Annotated in this window: 15 protein-coding genes; 9 read left to right on the top strand and 6 right to left on the bottom strand. The window is 56.9% G+C overall.

Annotated elements, in window-relative coordinates; genetic code table 11:
- Positions 1–57: 57 nt before the first annotated feature.
- Complete coding sequence (locus ACZRMH_RS15885) at positions 58–1,542, top strand: helicase HerA-like domain-containing protein (protein ID WP_464014215.1); 1,485 nt, start codon at positions 58–60, stop codon at positions 1,540–1,542.
- 174 nt (positions 1,543–1,716) lie between these two features.
- Here the strand turns inward: ACZRMH_RS15885 and ACZRMH_RS15880 are convergent, their stop codons facing one another.
- A complete protein-coding gene (locus ACZRMH_RS15880; protein ID WP_464014214.1) occupies positions 1,717–2,172 on the bottom strand; it encodes a DUF721 domain-containing protein in 456 nt (151 codons plus the stop codon).
- A gap of 307 nt (positions 2,173–2,479) precedes the next feature.
- Between ACZRMH_RS15880 and secA the strand changes: the two genes are divergently transcribed.
- From secA to ACZRMH_RS15860, 4 genes are all read left to right on the top strand, one after another.
- Entirely contained in the window at positions 2,480–5,230 is a 2,751-nt protein-coding gene (gene secA / locus ACZRMH_RS15875) for a preprotein translocase subunit SecA (protein WP_464014213.1), read from the top strand.
- A 115-nt stretch (positions 5,231–5,345) separates the two neighbouring features.
- A complete protein-coding gene (gene argJ / locus ACZRMH_RS15870; RefSeq protein ID WP_464014212.1) occupies positions 5,346–6,563 on the top strand; it encodes a bifunctional glutamate N-acetyltransferase/amino-acid acetyltransferase ArgJ in 1,218 nt (405 codons plus the stop codon).
- A 101-nt stretch (positions 6,564–6,664) separates the two neighbouring features.
- A complete protein-coding gene (locus tag ACZRMH_RS15865; protein ID WP_464014211.1) occupies positions 6,665–7,297 on the top strand; it encodes a glutathione S-transferase family protein in 633 nt (210 codons plus the stop codon).
- Positions 7,294–8,238, top strand: coding sequence for a Nudix family hydrolase (locus ACZRMH_RS15860; RefSeq protein WP_464014210.1), 945 nt, complete (start codon positions 7,294–7,296; stop codon positions 8,236–8,238). Before ACZRMH_RS15865 ends, ACZRMH_RS15860 begins: the two co-directional genes overlap by 4 nt.
- Positions 8,239–8,366: 128 nt before the next feature.
- On the opposite strand, the gene ACZRMH_RS15855 is transcribed toward ACZRMH_RS15860, so the two are convergent.
- Genes ACZRMH_RS15855 through ACZRMH_RS15845 form a run of 3 tightly spaced genes read right to left on the bottom strand, consistent with a single transcriptional unit; the run spans position 8,367 to position 11,999 of the window.
- Positions 8,367–8,948: a cob(I)yrinic acid a,c-diamide adenosyltransferase gene (locus tag ACZRMH_RS15855; protein ID WP_464014209.1), complete on the bottom strand. Its 582-nt coding sequence runs from the start codon at positions 8,946–8,948 to the stop codon at positions 8,367–8,369.
- A 2-nt stretch (positions 8,949–8,950) separates the two neighbouring features.
- Positions 8,951–10,987, bottom strand: a complete 2,037-nt coding sequence (locus ACZRMH_RS15850) for a sensor histidine kinase (RefSeq protein WP_464014208.1) — start codon at positions 10,985–10,987, stop codon at positions 8,951–8,953.
- 46 nt (positions 10,988–11,033) lie between these two features.
- Positions 11,034–11,999, bottom strand: coding sequence for a putative 2-dehydropantoate 2-reductase (locus ACZRMH_RS15845; protein ID WP_464014207.1), 966 nt, complete (start codon positions 11,997–11,999; stop codon positions 11,034–11,036).
- Between the two features lie 116 nt (positions 12,000–12,115).
- Between ACZRMH_RS15845 and ACZRMH_RS15840 the strand changes: the two genes are divergently transcribed.
- Positions 12,116–12,601 carry a YajQ family cyclic di-GMP-binding protein gene (locus ACZRMH_RS15840; protein WP_007906601.1) on the top strand — a complete coding sequence of 162 codons (486 nt, stop codon included), beginning with the start codon at positions 12,116–12,118 and terminating at the stop codon, positions 12,599–12,601.
- A 136-nt stretch (positions 12,602–12,737) separates the two neighbouring features.
- Positions 12,738–13,580, top strand: coding sequence for a mechanosensitive ion channel family protein (locus ACZRMH_RS15835; protein WP_464014206.1), 843 nt, complete (start codon positions 12,738–12,740; stop codon positions 13,578–13,580).
- Between the two features lie 268 nt (positions 13,581–13,848).
- On the opposite strand, the gene ACZRMH_RS15830 is transcribed toward ACZRMH_RS15835, so the two are convergent.
- Positions 13,849–15,132 (bottom strand): OprD family porin, encoded by a 1,284-nt coding sequence (locus ACZRMH_RS15830; protein WP_464014205.1) that lies wholly within the window; start codon positions 15,130–15,132, stop codon positions 13,849–13,851.
- Positions 15,133–15,902: 770 nt separating this feature from the next.
- Here ACZRMH_RS15830 and ACZRMH_RS15825 point away from each other — a divergent pair.
- Both ACZRMH_RS15825 and ACZRMH_RS15820 read left to right on the top strand, forming a co-directional pair.
- Positions 15,903–16,328, top strand: a complete 426-nt coding sequence (locus ACZRMH_RS15825; RefSeq protein WP_464014204.1) for an HIT family protein — start codon at positions 15,903–15,905, stop codon at positions 16,326–16,328.
- A gap of 2 nt (positions 16,329–16,330) precedes the next feature.
- On the top strand, positions 16,331–16,537 hold the full coding sequence (locus ACZRMH_RS15820) for a SlyX family protein (RefSeq protein ID WP_029611570.1): 207 nt from the start codon (positions 16,331–16,333) through the stop codon (positions 16,535–16,537).
- A 67-nt stretch (positions 16,538–16,604) separates the two neighbouring features.
- Here ACZRMH_RS15820 and ACZRMH_RS15815 read toward each other — a convergent pair whose 3' ends face one another.
- Positions 16,605–17,207, bottom strand: coding sequence for a cold-shock protein (locus ACZRMH_RS15815; RefSeq protein ID WP_464014203.1), 603 nt, complete (start codon positions 17,205–17,207; stop codon positions 16,605–16,607).
- Positions 17,208–17,532: the final 325 nt, after the last annotated feature.

Genomic DNA, 17,532 nt, shown 5'->3' with positions numbered 1-17,532 from the left:
TCTAGCATTGAGGGTGTATCGACCCGCGATCGCGAAAGATTAATCAAAGGTGGCAAAATGCCTGACTCTTCTGCTCTAGTACTCGGTGCCGACCTTTCGGGTCAGCCCATCGCTCAGTCCTTGCGCCTGGCCAACCGCCACGGTCTGGTGGCGGGGGCCACGGGGACGGGTAAAACCGTCACTCTCCAGCGTTTGGCCGAGCAGTTCAGCGATGCCGGGGTGGCAGTTTTTGCTGCTGACATCAAGGGCGATCTGTGTGGCCTGGGCGCAGCAGGCAATCCCCAGGGCAAAATCGCGGAACGGATTGCGGGTATGCCGTGGCTCAACTACCAGCCCAAGGCGTATCCGGTGACCCTATGGGATATCCAGGGCAAGACCGGTCATCCATTGCGTACCACCTTGAGTGAAATGGGCCCGCTGTTGTTAGGCAGCTTGCTGGAGCTGACCGACAGCCAGCAGTCGGCGCTCTATGCCGCTTTCAAGGTGGCGGACCGTGAAGGCCTGCTGCTGCTCGATCTTAAGGACCTCAAGGCACTGCTCAACCACCTGCGCGATAACCCCCAGGTACTGGGTGATGACGCGGCGCTGATGACCACCGGCTCCAGCCAAGCGCTGTTGCGTCGCCTGGCAACCCTTGAGCAGCAGGGCGCTGAAGCCCTGTTTGGTGAGCCTGCACTGCAACTGGAAGATATCTTGCAGCCGGCCAGCGATGGTCGCGGGCAGATTCATCTGCTCGATGCCAGTCGTCTGGTGCATGAAGCGCCCAAGGTATATGCAACCTTTCTGCTATGGCTGCTGGCAGAGCTTTTCGAGCAGTTGCCCGAGCGCGGTGATGCCGATAAACCTTTGCTGGCGCTGTTTTTCGATGAGGCGCACTTGCTGTTTGCCGACACACCCAAAGCCTTGCAGGACCGACTGGAGCAAGTGGTGCGGCTGATTCGCTCCAAAGGTGTGGGGGTGTATTTCGTCACGCAATCGCCAGCGGACTTGCCGGATGCGGTACTTGCACAACTGGGATTGCGCATCCAGCACGGCTTGCGGGCCTTTACGGCAAAAGAACAGAAGTCCCTGAAGGCCGTAGCTGAAGGCTTTCGGCCAAATTCGGCATTCAGTGCGCTGGCGGTGCTGACCGAGCTGGGCACAGGCGAGGCGCTGGTGGGTATGCTTGAGGAAAAAGGCACGCCAGCCATGGTCCAGCGGGTACTGATTGCGCCGCCGCAATCACGGATAGGCCCACTGACTGAGGCTGAGCGAACTGTCTTGATCAGCCGCTCGGCGTTGCAAGGGCGTTATGACAAGCCTGTCGATAGGGAGTCGGCTTACGAAATCCTGATGGCACGCAAGGGGCTGGCACCCGAAGTACAGGCACAAGCACAGACTGCGCCTCAGGAACCGGGCTTTCTCGACCAGGCAGGTGATTTCCTGGGCTCTACAGCAGGCAAGGCATTGCAGTCCATGGCGCGCCAGGCTGCAAGCCAGGTAGGGCGTCAGTTGGTACGTGGTTTATTGGGATCGCTATTGGGTGGCAGTAAACGCAAATAAACAGGTGCGCAAATGCCCCTGTGGGAGCGCAATGCTGTTCACTTAAGAGCAACGCTGCTCAATTGTGGGAGCGGGCTTGCCCGCGATGGTCTTCAGAGCGACGCATTTACTCAGTAAATACGCGTCATCGTTTACGACCATCGCGAGCAAGCCCGCTCCCACAGCTCCTGAATCTCAGGGCTTTGGTTTGGCGTGACTCGCCAGGCGCTCAAGGGCCGCGCGCAAGGCCGGGTCGGTTATGCCGTCGGCGGTTGCCTGAATGGTCTGGGCGGCATCGACGGACAAATCCAGGGTGTGCCCCGCGACCTTGGCCAGCACCGTGGGCGGCTGCACCTTGAACAGAATCCGGGTCAGGCTGGCGAACTCGTCAAAAACCTGCAACTGGCGCAGCAGGCGTTTTTGCTGATAGCGCAGGCGAGTGGCCCAATGCCCGTCAGTTACGATCAGCAACAAACTGCCTTCACGCCATGAGGCCACATGGCAATGCTCGCGTGCAGCAGGTTGCAGCTGGCTTTCAAGCAGGCGTTGCAGGTGCGCCAGGCGCTTTGCATGGCCGAAAATGGCTTTTAGGGGTTTGGCCTCGCGCAGTAGAACAGAGGGTGCCCGTGCCGGGTGTGGGCGAAATGCCATATTCAAGCACCAGAGAAAACAGAGCGGCAATCTTAGCAGAAACCTCCTGTTTCACTCCTCGGGACTCAGATGAATCTGAATTAATTTATGAAATCAATGAGTAACTTCTTGTGCAAACGGGTTGAAGTTCAGCAAAAAGCCCTTATTTTAGGAAAGCCCCTTCACAAGCAGTACCAGTATCGTGGAATAACGCCACTTTCCTCACCGCCGTTTCCGGGTAGAATGATCGTTCGCATGCGGCCATCAGGGCTGCTCGGGCGACTCTCGGGGCCGCCCTCCATCCCTATGTGTGGAAGATCCTGCCGATATGTTTGCGCCTTTGTTAAAGAAACTTTTTGGAAGCAAGAACGAGCGCGAAGTCAAACGCATGCTCAAAACAGTTCAGGTCGTCAATTCCTTGGAAGAGCAAATGGTTGCTCTGACTGATGAGCAATTGCGCGCCAAGACCCAAGAGTTCAAGGCCCGCATAGCCAAAGGTGAGACCCTCGACCAACTGTTGCCGGAAGCCTTTGCGGTCTGCCGCGAAGCAGGCAAGCGTGTTATGGGCATGCGCCACTTCGACGTACAGCTGATCGGCGGCATGACCTTGCATGAAGGCAAGATCGCTGAAATGCGTACCGGTGAAGGCAAGACCCTGGTAGCGACCCTTGGGGTTTACCTCAATGCGCTGTCGGGCAAAGGCGTGCACGTAATTACCGTGAACGACTACCTGGCTCGCCGGGATGCCAACTGGATGCGTCCGCTCTACGAATTCCTGGGCCTCACGGTCGGTGTGGTAACGCCGTTCCAGCCGCCTCAGGAGAAGCGTGAAGCCTACGCAGCCGACATCACCTACGGTACCAACAACGAGTTTGGCTTTGACTACCTGCGCGACAACATGGCTTTCAGCATGGAAGAAAAATTCCAGCGTGAGCTTAACTTCGCGGTAATCGACGAAGTCGACTCCATCCTGATCGACGAAGCCCGTACTCCGCTGATCATCTCCGGCCAGGCCGAAGACAGCTCCAAGCTCTATACCGAAATCAACAAGCTGATCCCGCGCCTTGAGCTGCATGTCGAGGAAGTCGAAGGCGAAGTGACCAAGCCTGGTCATTTCACCATTGATGAAAAGACCCGCCAGGTTGAGCTGAACGAAGCTGGTCACCAGTTTGTTGAAGAAATGCTGACCCAGATCGGTCTGCTGGCAGAAGGCGAGAGCCTGTACTCGGCGCATAACCTGGGCCTGTTGACCCATGTGTACGCTGCGCTGCGTGCTCACAAGCTGTTCAACCGCAACGTTGAATACATCGTTGAAGACGGTCAGGTACTGCTGGTTGACGAACACACCGGTCGTACCATGCCGGGTCGTCGTTTGTCTGAAGGCCTGCACCAGGCCATCGAAGCGAAGGAAGGCCTGAATATTCAGGCAGAAAGCCAGACCCTGGCCACGACCACCTTCCAGAACTACTTCCGTCTGTACAACAAGCTCTCGGGCATGACCGGTACTGCAGACACCGAAGCGTTCGAATTCCACCAGATCTACGGTCTGTCGGTGATGGTTATCCCGCCGAACAAGCCGCTGGCGCGTAAAGACTACAACGACCTGGTGTTCCTCACTGCCGACGAGAAGTACGCAGCGATCGTGGCTGACATCAAGGACTGCATGGCCAAGGGCCGTCCAGTGCTGGTGGGTACAGCGACTATCGAAACCTCCGAGCACATGTCCAACCTTCTGAACAAGGAAGGCATCGAGCACAAGGTTCTGAACGCCAAGTTCCACGAAAAAGAAGCTGAAATCATTGCCCAGGCTGGCCGTCCAGGCGCGCTGACCATCGCTACCAACATGGCCGGTCGTGGTACTGACATCCTGTTGGGCGGTAACTGGGAAGTGGAAGTGGCTTCTCTGGAAAACCCTACACCTGAGCAGATCGCACAGATCAAGGCCGACTGGCAGAAGCGTCACCAGCAAGTGCTGGAGTCGGGTGGTCTGCATGTAATCGCTTCGGAACGTCACGAATCGCGCCGTATCGACAACCAGTTGCGTGGTCGTGCCGGTCGTCAGGGTGATGCGGGTTCCAGCCGTTTCTATCTGTCGCTTGAAGACAGCCTGATGCGCATCTTCGCCTCTGACCGGGTGAAGAACTTCATGAAGGCCCTGGGCATGCAGTCCGGCGAAGCGATTGAGCACCGTATGGTGACCAACGCGATCGAAAAGGCCCAGCGCAAGGTTGAAGGTCGTAACTTCGATATTCGTAAGCAATTGCTGGAGTTCGATGACGTCAACAACGAACAGCGTAAAGTGATTTATCACATGCGTAACACGTTGCTGGCGGCCGACAATATCGGTGAAACCATCGCCGACTTCCGCCAGGACGTTCTCAACAGCACCATCAGCGCCCATATCCCGCCACAATCGTTGCCGGAGCAGTGGGACGTTGCAGGTCTGGAAGCTGCGATCGAAAGCGGCTTTGGGGTGAAACTGCCGATCCAGCAATGGCTCGACGAAGATGACCACCTGTACGAAGAAACCCTGCGCGAGAAGCTGTTGGCTGAACTGATCGCGGCTTACAACGAGAAAGAAGAGCAGGCCGGTGCTGAAGCACTGCGCACGTTCGAGAAGCAGATTGTTCTGCGTGTCCTGGATGACCTGTGGAAAGACCACTTGTCGACCATGGACCACCTGCGCCACGGTATCCACTTGCGCGGTTATGCGCAGAAGAACCCGAAGCAGGAGTACAAGCGCGAGTCGTTCAACCTGTTCTCCGAGCTGCTTGATTCGATCAAGCGCGACTCGATCCGCGTGTTGTCCCATGTCCAGGTTCGTCGCGAAGACCCGATTGAAGAAGAATCGCGTCTGCGTCAGGAAGCTGAAGAGCTGGCCTCGCGCATGCAGTTCCAGCATGCCGAAGCTCCTGGCCTGGATCAGCCGGACGCGTTGGCTCAGGTGCTGGAAGGCGTCGATGTGGCTGACGTGGTGGCTACCGAGCCTGCTCGCAGCGAGCCGAAGCTGGGTCGCAACGAACTGTGCTACTGCGGTTCGGGCAAAAAATACAAGCACTGCCACGGGCAAATCAGTTAAAGCCTGCTTCAGTTGCTGAAACACCTGCGCCGCGACCGGCTTTAGCCGTCGCGGCGTTTTACCATTGAATTCCCGTCCTTTTGCGGCGGCGCACAGAACTTTTTAGGAGCGCGTCATGGCTGTTGGTCTTGGTCCTTTGCCTGTTTTGCACCCGGTGGCCGGTTTTGAGCTGGGTATTGCTTCTGCCGGTATCAAGCGTGCGGGGCGCAAGGATGTGGTGGTTATGCGCTGTGCCGAAGGCTCCAGCGTGGCGGGTGTCTTCACTCTCAATGCGTTTTGTGCTGCGCCCGTGATTCTGGCCAAGCAGCGTGTGCAAGGCCCGGTTCGTTATCTGCTGACCAATACCGGCAATGCCAACGCTGGCACCGGTGAGCCGGGGCTGGTTGCCGCTACCCGTACCTGCGCCCGGCTTGCCGAGCTGACGGGCGTTGACGCCAGTGCCGTGCTGCCATATTCCACCGGTGTTATCGGTGAGCCGCTGCCGGTCGAAAAGATCGAAGGCGCATTGCAAGCTGCCCTGGACGATTTATCCGAAAATCACTGGGCTGAGGCCGCAACCGGCATCATGACCACTGACACGCTGCCAAAGGGTGCCAGCCGCCAGTTCGATCACGAAGGTGTGACCATCACCGTGACCGGCATCAGCAAGGGTGCGGGCATGATCCGCCCGAACATGGCCACCATGTTGGGTTACATCGCCACCGACGCCAAAGTTGCTCGCGACGTACTGCAAAACCTGCTGCTCGATGGTGCCAACAAGTCGTTCAACCGCATCACCATCGATGGCGACACTTCGACCAACGATTGCTGCATGCTGATTGCTACCGGCAAAGCCGCACTGCCTGAAATCACCCAAGCCAGTGGCCCGCTGTTTGCCGCCTTGAAACAGGCTGTACTGGAAGTCTGCATGGAAGTGGCTCAGGCCATCGTGCGCGACGGTGAAGGCGCAACCAAGTTTGTCACCGTTGAAGTGAATGGCGGCGCCAATCATCAGGAATGCCTGGATGTGGGTTATACCGTGGCCCATTCGCCGCTGATCAAGACCGCGCTGTTTGCCTCCGACCCGAACTGGGGCCGTATCCTGGCCGCGGTGGGCCGTGCCGGTGTGCCGGATCTGGATGTGAGCAAGATTGATGTGTTCCTCGGTGAAGTCTGCATTGCCAGCGGTGGCGCACGTTCGGTCACTTACACTGAAGAGCAGGGTTCGGCAGTAATGGCCCGTGAGGAAATCACCATTCGCATCGAACTGGGCCGTGGCGCCTGCAGCGAGACTATCTGGACTACAGATCTGTCCCACGAATACGTGAAAATCAACGCCGAATACCGTACCTGAGTCGTATCGACATCACGGGCCGGTCAGTCGATCCTGTACTGATTGGCTTGTGACACCTCCCGCATCATCAGTCTCTCTCTCTCTTCTCAAGGTGTCCTGATATGAGCTTCCATCTGATCATTGGCGACAAGCTGCACTCTTCGTGGTCCTTGCGTGGCGCGTTGGTGCTGGATCTGGCGGGTGTTGGGTATACCGAGCAACTGATTAAATTGGGTCAGCCTGATACCCGGGCACACATTCTGCTGCACTCGGCAACGGGCAAAGTACCGTTGCTCAAGACCGAACACGGCACCATTGCTGATTCGTTGGCGATCGCGGAATACCTGAATGAACGTTTTCCGGCGGCGCAATTGTGGCCGGCGGATATCGCTGCGCGTGCCCAGGCCCGGTCGGCCTGTGCGCAAATGCACAGCGGATTTTTCGGGTTGCGGGGTAACCTGCCGTTTGATTTGAGCCGTGATCAGGCGCTGGTCCCCATGCCCGCTGAGGCTCAGGCTGATATCGAGCGAATCAGTGCGCTATGGGCGGAGTGCCGCGCAGCGGCGACCGAGCGCGGGCCATACCTGTTTGGGCAACTGAGTGTGGCTGATGCGTTTTTCGCGCCGGTGGCAGCGCGTCTTCGCACGTATCGCGTGGAGCTGCCAGCCGAAGATCAAGCCTATATCGACGCCATTTACCAATGGCCAGCGTTTAAAGCCTGGCAACAGGCCGCATTAGAGGAAATACAAGGGTGAAACGAGTTCATGTGGCTGCGGCCGTTATCCGAGGCACAGACGGCAAGATTCTGATCGCCCGACGTGCTGACACTCAGCATCAAGGCGGCCTCTGGGAGTTCCCTGGCGGCAAGGTCGAGGCGGGGGAGTCGGTCGAAGCTGCGCTGGGCCGCGAGTTGCAAGAGGAACTGGGTATTGTGGTCAAGGCTGCCCGGCCCTTGATCAAGGTTCAGCATGATTATCCGGATAAGCATGTGCTGCTCGATGTGTGGGAAGTTTCGGAATTTACCGGTGAGCCTCATGGTGCAGAAGGTCAGCCCCTGGCTTGGGTCAGTCAGCGTGAATTGGCTGATTACCCGTTCCCGGAGGCCAACCAGCCGATTGTGGCGGCGGCGCGTTTGCCTGATCAGTACCTGATCACCCCGGATGGTCTGGAAACCCCGGAGCTGTTGCGCGGTATCCAGAAGGCCATTGCCGGGGGGATCAAGCTGGTTTCGCTGCGTGCGCCCAATGGCTATGACCCCAAGTACCGCGATCTGGCAGTGGATGCGACCGGTTTGTGTGCCGCCAAGGCGCAGTTGATGCTCAAGGGGCCGCTGGAGTGGCTGGGGGACTTTCCCTCGGCAGGCTGGCATTTGACTGCTGCGCAACTGCGCAAGTACGCCGCCAAGGGCCGCCCGCTGCCGAAAGAACGCTGGTTGGCTGCTTCATGCCATAACGCCGAAGAGCTGGCGTTGGCTGAGCAGATGGGCGTGGACTTCGTGACCTTGTCGCCGGTTCTGCCGACCCAGACTCACCCCGATGCAGAGCCGCTGGGTTGGGAGCAGGCGCAGCAACTGATCGCCAATTTCAGCAAGCCGGTGTTTTTGTTGGGCGGGCTGGGGCCTGATGATCGCCAGCAGGCCTGGAGCATTGGTGCGCAAGGCGTTGCCGGGATTCGCGGGTTCTGGCCGCAGGCTTGAGCTCTGTGTGATCTACTGTGGGAGCGGGCTTGCTCGCGATTGGATCGCCGCGGTTTGGCAGGCAGACCGCGCCGCCAGCATCGCAGGCAAGCCAGCTCCCGCAGGGGGGGGGGGTGTCTGATCTGCTATCAGGCTTTTGGTTTTGCCGCCGCCTGCCACAGGATCTCGGCAATTCCCTGGCGCCTGGCAATCAGGCGTGCCGCGACAAACAGCAAGTCAGACAGCCGATTGATATAAGCCAATCCCACCCCGGCCAGCGGCTCCAGTGCATTAAGCTGTTGGCAGCGGCGCTCGGCACTGCGGGCCAGGCTGCGGCAAACATGGGCTTGGGCGATCAGGCTCGAACCGCCGGGCAGAATGAAGTTTTCCAGCGGCCCCAGCTCTTCGTTCCAGCGATCAATTGCTGCCTCCAGCCGTTCTATTTCGGCATTGTCGAGCGCCTGATAAACCGGCATCGCCAACTCACCGCCCAGATCAAACAAGCGGTGCTGGCAAGGCTCAAGTACGTCAATCAACTCTGAGAGCCCAGGATTCTGTTCGCTGTGCTCGACAAGCCCGGCCAGAAGCAGCCCTAGCTGGCTGTTTAGCGTATCGACTTCGCCGATGGCTTCTATCCGCGGGTGATCCTTGGGTACGCGGCGGCCGTCCCCTAGCCCTGTTTCGCCCTTGTCGCCGGTGCGGGTGTAAATTTTCGATAAACGAAAGCCCATGTTTACAGTTCCACGTTGGTTGATTCGGGGGTGGTCAGCAGGTTGCCAGCCAACGGCAGGCGCAGGGTAAAGCAGGTGCCCTGGTCCTGGTTTGAGTGCACTTCCATTTGGCCCTTGTGGTTATTGGTAATGATGAAGTACGACACCGACAGGCCCAGGCCTGTGCCCTGGCCAACTTCCTTGGTGGTGAAAAAGGGTTCGAAAATCCGTTTGCGCACAGCCTCCGGCATGCCAACGCCGTTGTCTTCGACCTGTATTTCAGCCCACGGCGGGTTCAGCCGGGTGCGCAGGATAATACGCCCCGGCTCGCTTTTTTCGGTGCGTTGATGAATAGCCTGAGCGGCGTTTTTCAGCAGATTGAGCAGTACCTGCTCCAGTTCATTGGGAATTACGGGTACAGGCCCCAGCTGCGGATCAAATTGGCGGATGATGGCCTGCCCCTTGAAATCAAAGCCAATGGCCAAGTCGAAATCATTGCTGGCGATGTCCAGAGCCTGATCAATAAGCGCCGATAAATCACAGGGGCTCATTTGCCGATTGCTGCGCCGGCTGAAGCTAAGCATGTGGGTAACAATTTTTGTCGCACGGGCCCCGGCCTGTTGAATACCGTCGAGCAGCTGCGGGATTTCCCGGGCTTGCAGGTACTGATTGACTGCATCCAGATCAATGCCGGTCTGTTGCGCTTGCTCGATATTTTTCGGCAGGTCACACGACAGGCGACGGCGAATGTTCTGCACATTGTGCAGGATGGCGCCCAGCGGGTTGTTGATCTCGTGAGCCATGCCAGCGGCCAGACCACCGACGGAGAGCATTTTTTCCGACTGCACCATCATGTCTTCCAATGTCAGACGCTGGGTTATGTCATCGATACGGATCACGGCACCGTGCCCGGCACCACCCATCAGCGGGTAGAAGGTCAGGGCGTAATGGCGGGCTTCTTCGCCATGGCCCCAGGTCACCCGTTCAATTTTCACCACCCGTTGGTGTTCGATGGTGTCCTTGAGTTGTGGCAGAAACGGCTTCAGGGGTGCAAAGGCCAGGTAAACGGGCTTGCTCATGGCATCGTCCAGGGGGGTGCCGGAGAGGGCGCTGGCCTCCTGGTTCCATTGGGTGACATAGAGTTCTTCATCCAGTGCAATCAGGGCCGAAGGCATGGAGTCGATGATGCAATTGAGGTAGTTCTGGAAGCCGGTGAGTTTTTTCTCGATTTTGCTGCGAACCTGCACCTCAAGTTCCAGCTTGCGATTGGTGTGGCGGGTTTCCTCGGCCAGCGCCTGGGCCTGGTCGTAGGCTTCCCTGGCTTCGTCCCGGGCGCGCTTGAGTGCCTGGTCACGCACTTCAATACGCGACAGCATGGTGTTGAACGCCTCTGCCAGGCTGCCGATTTCATCGTTGTTGCCCGGCGCGGCACGTAATGCGTAATTTTCCTCGCGAGTCACCTGGCGGGACAATTCTTCGAGGCGGTGAATGGGCTGAGTGATCAGGCGTTTGATCTGTCGGGCCACCACAAACCAGAGTAAAACGCTGAATAACAGGATGCCCAGGCTGGCAGTCAGGGTGCCGGTATAGAAGGCCATGGGCAGTTCGCTGCTGGCGATCAACAGCAAATGCCCGGGCGGTTGGTCGCCGTGGTACAGGCGTGTCACCTGATGACTGCGCAGTTCGGTCAGGCTCCAGGCCTCAAGCTGACGATAGTGCTCAGGGAGCGGCAGGTGTTCGCCATGCTGCAATTGCACCAGCAGATTGCCGGCGCTGTCATAGATTGCTGCAGAGCGAAGGGGGGCATAGGTGCCAATTTCATTGAGCAGGGCTTTTGCGTTCTGCGGCGAGTCCAGTGCATGGACGATCAGGTCGGGATTGGAAGTCAGTTGCCCCAGTGTCTGCAAGGCCTGCGGGGCGGTGCTCTCGTGGGAGATCCAGTACGCCACGCTGATAAAGGTCAAATTGGCCACTAGCAATACCGCAGCCAGCAGGACGAGCAGGGCGGCCAGCAACTTCTGGCCTACCGGGAGGTTTTCAAGGCGCTGGCGCAAAGGCATGGGGTGACCGCTTGGAAAAGAACATACAGGCAGGGTAGCGCGGGCCTCAGTTGCAGGGCAATCCGCGCTGTTGCAGATGATGGGTCAAGCGCTGGTGCAACTGCTGCAAGTGCGGCACAGCGAGCTCTCGGCTGCAGGCGGCTTCACAGGCATGGCCCAGCAGGTAACTGATTTCGGTGCGACGACCCTGGGTAACATCCTGATGCATCGATGAATAGTTATTGGCGGTGGCCTGTATCACCCGCTTCACGTCCATGGCCAGATCAACCGCAGCATCGGGTTGGCCGCAATGCTCAAGCAGGGCGCCGAGTTCGGTGCACAGTGCATCCACTTCAGCGCTGTGGGCCTGCAAGCCGCCATTGCGGCAGTTATGCAGGACTGTAAGCGGATTTATCGCACAGTTGAGGGCAAGTTTTCGCCAGAGCCGGCTCAGAATATTCGGGCTCCACTCGTGGGCAATGCCACTTTGTTGCAGCTCTTCAAGCCATTCTGGGGCCGGGCCTTGATCAGCATCACCCAGCCAGGTGTAGCCGCGGCCGGCAAACACCACGCGCCAGTCGCCATCGCGAAAGGCACCTTCAGTGCTGGAGGCAAAGATGCAGCGTGCTTGCGGCACCAGGGCAGCAACCGCCTGCTGGCTGCCGAGACCGTTCTGCAACAGGATCAGTTCGGCATTCGGCGCAAGGCGCCCGGCGATTTGCGCAACGGCCTGCTCTGCGTCATAGGCTTTGCATGTGACCAGCAGGCGCTGGATCGGCTCGTCCGTTTCAGGGATTTGCGCGCTGATGGCCCATTGTTGCGAATCTTCGTCTTCAATCAGGGTCAATCCTTGCGCCACTTCATAGGTTTGCAGGCGCTCGGTGTTGCGCAGGATAAGCTTGACTGGCAGGCCCGCTCGCGCCAATCGCGTGGCCCACAGCATGCCCATGCTTCCGGCGCCAAGAATGTGCCAGGTGACACTGGTTGTGGCCAGGGCGTCGGGTTGGTCATGGGGCAGGGCTGAATCAGGCATGTGAGCTCGCAAGTGAATGAAGTCGAAGAACCGCTATAATGCCCGCGCATTTTAACTGTCAGGCCAGGCGTGCTCCATCTGTGTTGAGCGCGCCCTTTATTATTGGAGAAAATTACATGCCGTCGTTCGACGTGGTATCCGAACTGGACAAGCACGAAGTCACCAACGCCGTCGAGAACGCCGTCAAGGAGCTGGACCGTCGTTATGACCTCAAGGGCAAAGGCACGTTTGAGTTCAAGGAGAAGGATCTGACGGTCAACCTGACCGCTGAAGCCGACTTCCAGCTCGAAGCAATGATCGAGATCCTCAAGCTGGCACTGGTCAAGCGCAAGATCGACGTTCAGTGCCTTGAGGTCAAGGACGCTTATGCTTCGGGCAAATTGATGAAGCAGGAAGCCGTGCTCAAGGAAGGCATTGATAAAGAGCTGGCGAAGAAAATCGTCGCTCACGTCAAGGATGCCAAGCTCAAGGTTCAGGCCGCGATTCAGGGTGAGCAAGTGCGCATCACCGGTAAAAAACGTGATGACCTGCAAGAAGCCATTGCTGCGCTGCGTGCCAAAACCTTCGACATGCCGCTGCAGTTCAATAACTTCCGCGACTGATCACAGGCCTGGGAACCTCTGGCGCTCATTGGCGTCCGATTTTCCTGGGCGCTGCACAAACGATTTAGCGGCTACGGCTGCTTTATGGTTTTGCTGAGTAAATGACGCAGCCGGGTATTGGCGCGAGGAGATGTAAATGGATTTGAACACTGAAGTGGATCAATTGATCAAGGCCTCACAGGCCTGGGTCCCGATGATCATGGAATACGGCAGCCGTGTGCTGCTGGCATTGGTAACGCTGGCGGTGGGCTGGTGGCTGATCAACCGGCTGACTACCAAAATCGGGCATTTGCTGGCATTACGCAAGGCTGACCTGGCGCTGCAGGGCTTTATCAGCAGCCTGGCCAATATTATTCTCAAGGTGTTGCTGATTGTCAGTGTCGCCTCGATGATCGGTATCCAGACCACCTCGTTTGTCGCGGCCATTGGTGCGGCAGGCCTGGCCATTGGTCTGGCGTTGCAGGGTAGCCTGGCAAACTTTGCCGGCGGGGTGCTGATTCTGTTGTTCCGCCCGTTCAAGATCGGCGACTGGATCGAAGCGCAAGGCGTGAGCGGGACTGTCGACAGCATACAGATCTTCCACACCGTGCTGCGTACCGGTGACAACAAGACCGTCATCGTGCCTAACGGCAATCTGTCCAACGGCATTATCACCAACTACAACCGCCAACCGACGCGCAAGGTGGTGTTTGATGTGGGCGTGGACTACGAAGCGGACCTGCAGAAGGTGCGTGAAGTGTTGCTGGCCCTGGCTGATGACCCTCGCGTGTTGAAAGAGCCGGCTCCTGTGGTTGTGGTTACGGCCTTGGGCGACAGTGCGATCACCATGTCTCTGCGTGTTTGGGTTAACACCCCGGATTACTGGGATGTTCTGTTTATGCTCAACGAGCATTCGCGCGATCGCCTGAAAGCCGAAGGCGTTGATATTCCTTTCCCACAGCGTGTTGTTCGTGTGGTTCAGGAAGTGGCAACGCAATAAGGACGGCAACGAAACCTGATACTTGAGTCAGGCACGGGCAAACAATTAAAGGGGCGCATGCCCCTTTAATTGTTTTTGTCGCTTGTGGTCATGAGTGGTGAATGCAACAGCGGGTAAATATAGACAACTGATAATTAGTTGCATTTGATGTTGTTAGTTAGCTTGCTATATAAGTGGCTTTTACACGGATAAATAAAAAGCCACACCCTGAGACAGGGTGTGGCTTTCACTAAACGCAGTCTTTGTAACTATTGCCCGAAGGCAATGATTACAAGATGTTCAGTGGGTACTCAGCAATCAGACGGAAATCGTTAACGTCATTGCCGTTGTTGCTGGTGGTGCGGTAGATCGCGCTACGCAGACGGAAAGACAGGTCTTTGGCCGGGCCTTCCTGCAGTACGTACTTGGTCTCGAAGTCGAACTCGTGCTCTTTGCCTTCGCCGTCAGTGGTGGTGATGTTGTCACCCTTGACGTAGCGAGCCATAAAGCTCAGGCCTGGCACGCCGTAGCTGGCCATGTTCAGGTCGTAGCGACCCTGCCAGGAGCGTTCGTCACGCTGGTTGAAGTCGGAGTACTGTACGGAGTTGGCGAGGAAAATGGAGCCGCCGCCATCTACGCCGTAGTAGTAGGCATTGTCACCGGTGGAGCGCTGGTGAGCGATGGTGAACTTGTGCGCGCCCAGGCTATAGGCTGCTGCCAAGCTCCAGATCTTGTTGTCTACGTCGCCAGCCAGTTCCTGGCCCTGGCTCGAGGTTCTGTAGCCGTTGAAGTCGAAGTTCAGGGCTTGAGACTCTGCGATCGGCAGGGTGTAGTTCAGGTTGATGTACTGCTTCTTGAAGTAGTCATCAACATCGGAAGCAGCAATGCCACCCACGAAGTTGTCAGTGAACTGGTAGGTAGCGCCGGCAATGTTGGCCGCGGTCAAACCTGGCTCGCCTTTACCGTTGATGCTGTCGCGGGCCATGCCGGTCTGCGAGCTCAGTGCAGTAAAGCGACCTGCAGTCAGTTCCAGGCCCTTGATTTCCTTGCTGGTGATCAAGGTACCGGTCGCGACTTCTGGCAGCAAACGGCTGTCGTCAGTGGAGAAAACCGGGCTGGCAACGAACTGGTTGCCGTATTTCAGCTCGGTGTCGGAGAGGCGGAATTTAACCGCGCCGCCGATTTTCGACTGGGTATCTTCCGGAGAACCGTCGCTCTTGCTGGCGAACAGGCCGTTGCCTTGACGACCAGCGCCGCCGTCCAGGCGTACTGTACCCATGGCGAACGCATCAACACCGACACCAATGGTGCCCTGAGTGAAGCCGGACTGGTAGTTAAGCAGTTCGCTCAGGCCCCAATCTTCACGGTAGCCGCTTTTGAACGTGCCATCGGCCTGCTGCTTGTTGCCAGCACCGTTACGGAAGTCACGGTTCATGTACAGCATGCGGGTTTTGGAAGTCAGTGTGCTGTCTTCGATAAAACCCTTGGATTCGTCCTGGGACGAAGCCATTGCGAACTGAGTAGTGCCGGCTGAAACAGCCAGGGCGATCATGCTCCACTTCATCACGCGCATCGTGATTTGCTCCTTTGGTTTTTAGGAAGAGTACTGCCGTCCCACCTGAATTTATTATCTGGGCGGCTCTTTCTTTTTGTGTCGGCGCAAACTTATATCACGCCGCCATTGTTGGCGATACTTGCTCTCATAACCTTTCAGCTTCTTTACAGCTATGTCGCAAATCGCACCCCACATGTCGCAAGCGCGTAGCTTAGAGCCGTTTTCCAGCATCTATTCAGTGCTGTTTCCAGTGTAAGGCACATGATTAATTTCACATTGCCTACAATGAAAACTCCAAATTCCTACGGTCCAGCTATTGTTATTTATCGTCAGGTTGCTGCGCTCCTGCTCAGGCCTGGCGACTATGCCAATGGTCTATGCAACAAGCATGCTCAAAATCCAGGGTGAATGAAAAATAAATAATTTTGTCCGTTTTTGAGCTATCAGGCCTGATCTTGCTTGGGTCAAATGGCGATAAGGCAGTATCTGGCGTCTTGTTTTTTGTTGCAAGGAGCCGTTCTTGTCCTGGACGTGCGCCTAAAACGTTACCGGTTAACACCTGCTGGGGTGGTAGGTGACGTTTTGGCGCACTAAAAACATCCATTTTGTGCAGTTTTGGTGCACAAGTGTTTGAGCACTGTTGATTGGGGGTGCATCGCGACATTTCGCGTGTGCGTGTGATGCTGGCCGCAATCAAGGGTATCCTTGGTTTCTGTCATCCGGCCTGCGATAAATTTCATCGGGCGCCGGGTTGAGCTGAAATGAACGGTCAAACAGGAGAGCTCCCAGTGTTCGCTTTGGATACACGTCTTCAAGAGGATACCCGGCTGATAGGGGACTTCCCCTTGTGCCGCTTGCTGCTTTCCAACGACTCGAATTACCCCTGGTTTATCCTGGTGCCGCGACGCGAGGGTATAACCGAACTGTTTCAATTGAATGACGCTGATCAGCAACTGATGTGGGCTGAGACCACGGCTTTGGCGCGGGTGCTGAAAGCGTTGTACGGTGCGGATAAAATGAATGTTGCCACGCTGGGGAATGTAGTCAGTCAGTTGCATATGCACGTGATTGTTCGTTACCAGGCTGACGTGGCATGGCCGGGGCCGGTTTGGGGCAAGCATCCTGCAAAACCCTATGCGCCGGCAGATGTGCGCGCAGTCCGGGACAGGCTGGCGTCGGCTCTTGACGCAAGTTTTACTTTTTCGGAGGGTTGATCGTGACGCTTGAAGCGCGAGTGATGGACCTTGAGAGCCGCTTGGCTTTTCAGGATGACACCATTCAGGCATTGAATGATGTGCTGGTGGCCCAGCAGAACGCGGTGGATCGTCTGCAGATGCAGATGGCTGCCTTGCTCAAGCGCCAGGAGGAAATGGGCGGGCAGTTCGAGTCTTTTGAAGAAGAGGCTCCGCCGCCGCACTATTGATTTTTTGTGCAGGCATAAAAAAACCGCGATTCAGCCAGGCTGATCGCGGTTTTTTTTCAGGCTTGAATCAGCGGCGCGGCAATGCTGCGATCACGTCTTCGGCCTGCAGGCCCTTGTCGCGGTTCATTACCGAGAACTCGACACGCTGCCCTTCCACCAGAACACGGTGGCCTTCGCCACGAATGGCGCGAAAGTGGACAAAAATATCATCGCCGGAATCTCGGGAGATAAAGCCGAAACCCTTTGAAGTGTTGAACCATTTGACCGTCCCTGTATCGCGGTTGGTCATGTCATAACTTTGCGAGGATGACGAAGGTGAAGATTTATAGAAGCTGACAGCAAGATGCAGCAGCACGGCAATGACAGCAGGAGTAAGGCCGAGCAGTACAGCAGGCTGATCACCGATCGGCAGCAGAAGTCCGAACAGGGTCAGTGTTTGCAGAACAACGGAAAGCACCAGCAGGGCGCTGACCAGGTTTTGCAGTTGGTGACGCGGGCCTTTATTCCAGAACGGAATGACAGGGGCCAGTGTCAGGTTCAGCAGGCCAAAAAACGCCAGGTAAAGGGCATCAGGATGTTGGAGGTAAGGTACAGCTTCGGATTGCAGGCTGGGAATAAAGGACAGCAGCAAGGCCGCTGCACCTGTTATCAGGTGGACGATTTTCAACATTTCAATGACTCACATTAAGATGGATCACAAGGAAGAGCTGATTGCACACGGTTCGCTTCAGAAAAAATGGAGGCGCTGGACACGTGAGTTCGTCAGCCTATGCGCCCTCGCCAGAGGCGAAAATAGGGCAACACGCTGCCAATTTAACAGTAAAGGCTGGGCCTACTCAAATTAAGCGTATGGGTCTATCTGTGAGCGACGCTGCTTGATGTGGCCTGGGCAATATCTGGGCGGCCGCGAAAACTGAGTGCAACACCTGACCTTTCCGGTACGGTGCTGCCCCTATGTCCTATTCCGAACTCAGCGTTGAAGAGCGCGCGATCAT

The organism is Pseudomonas sp. B414, from assembly GCF_055408445.1.
The sequence above is the reverse complement of the archived record's forward strand: the minus strand, read 5'-3'. Positions and strand labels throughout refer to the sequence as shown.

Excerpts from the sequence above, each read along its gene's own strand:
- ACZRMH_RS15845 (WP_464014207.1), bottom strand. The coding sequence starts at position 11,999 with ATGCCTGATTCAGCCCTGCCCCATGACCAACCCGACGCCCTGGCCACA.
- ACZRMH_RS15885 (WP_464014215.1), top strand. The coding sequence starts at position 58 with ATGCCTGACTCTTCTGCTCTAGTACTCGGTGCCGACCTTTCGGGTCAG.
- argJ (WP_464014212.1), top strand. The coding sequence starts at position 5,346 with ATGGCTGTTGGTCTTGGTCCTTTGCCTGTTTTGCACCCGGTGGCCGGT.
- ACZRMH_RS15830 (WP_464014205.1), bottom strand. The coding sequence starts at position 15,132 with ATGCGCGTGATGAAGTGGAGCATGATCGCCCTGGCTGTTTCAGCCGGC.
- ACZRMH_RS15855 (WP_464014209.1), bottom strand. The coding sequence starts at position 8,948 with ATGGGCTTTCGTTTATCGAAAATTTACACCCGCACCGGCGACAAGGGC.
- ACZRMH_RS15850 (WP_464014208.1), bottom strand. The coding sequence starts at position 10,987 with ATGCCTTTGCGCCAGCGCCTTGAAAACCTCCCGGTAGGCCAGAAGTTG.
- ACZRMH_RS15840 (WP_007906601.1), top strand. The coding sequence starts at position 12,116 with ATGCCGTCGTTCGACGTGGTATCCGAACTGGACAAGCACGAAGTCACC.
- ACZRMH_RS15880 (WP_464014214.1), bottom strand. The coding sequence starts at position 2,172 with ATGGCATTTCGCCCACACCCGGCACGGGCACCCTCTGTTCTACTGCGC.
- ACZRMH_RS15835 (WP_464014206.1), top strand. The coding sequence starts at position 12,738 with ATGGATTTGAACACTGAAGTGGATCAATTGATCAAGGCCTCACAGGCC.
- ACZRMH_RS15865 (WP_464014211.1), top strand. The coding sequence starts at position 6,665 with ATGAGCTTCCATCTGATCATTGGCGACAAGCTGCACTCTTCGTGGTCC.
- secA (WP_464014213.1), top strand. The coding sequence starts at position 2,480 with ATGTTTGCGCCTTTGTTAAAGAAACTTTTTGGAAGCAAGAACGAGCGC.
- ACZRMH_RS15815 (WP_464014203.1), bottom strand. The coding sequence starts at position 17,207 with ATGTTGAAAATCGTCCACCTGATAACAGGTGCAGCGGCCTTGCTGCTG.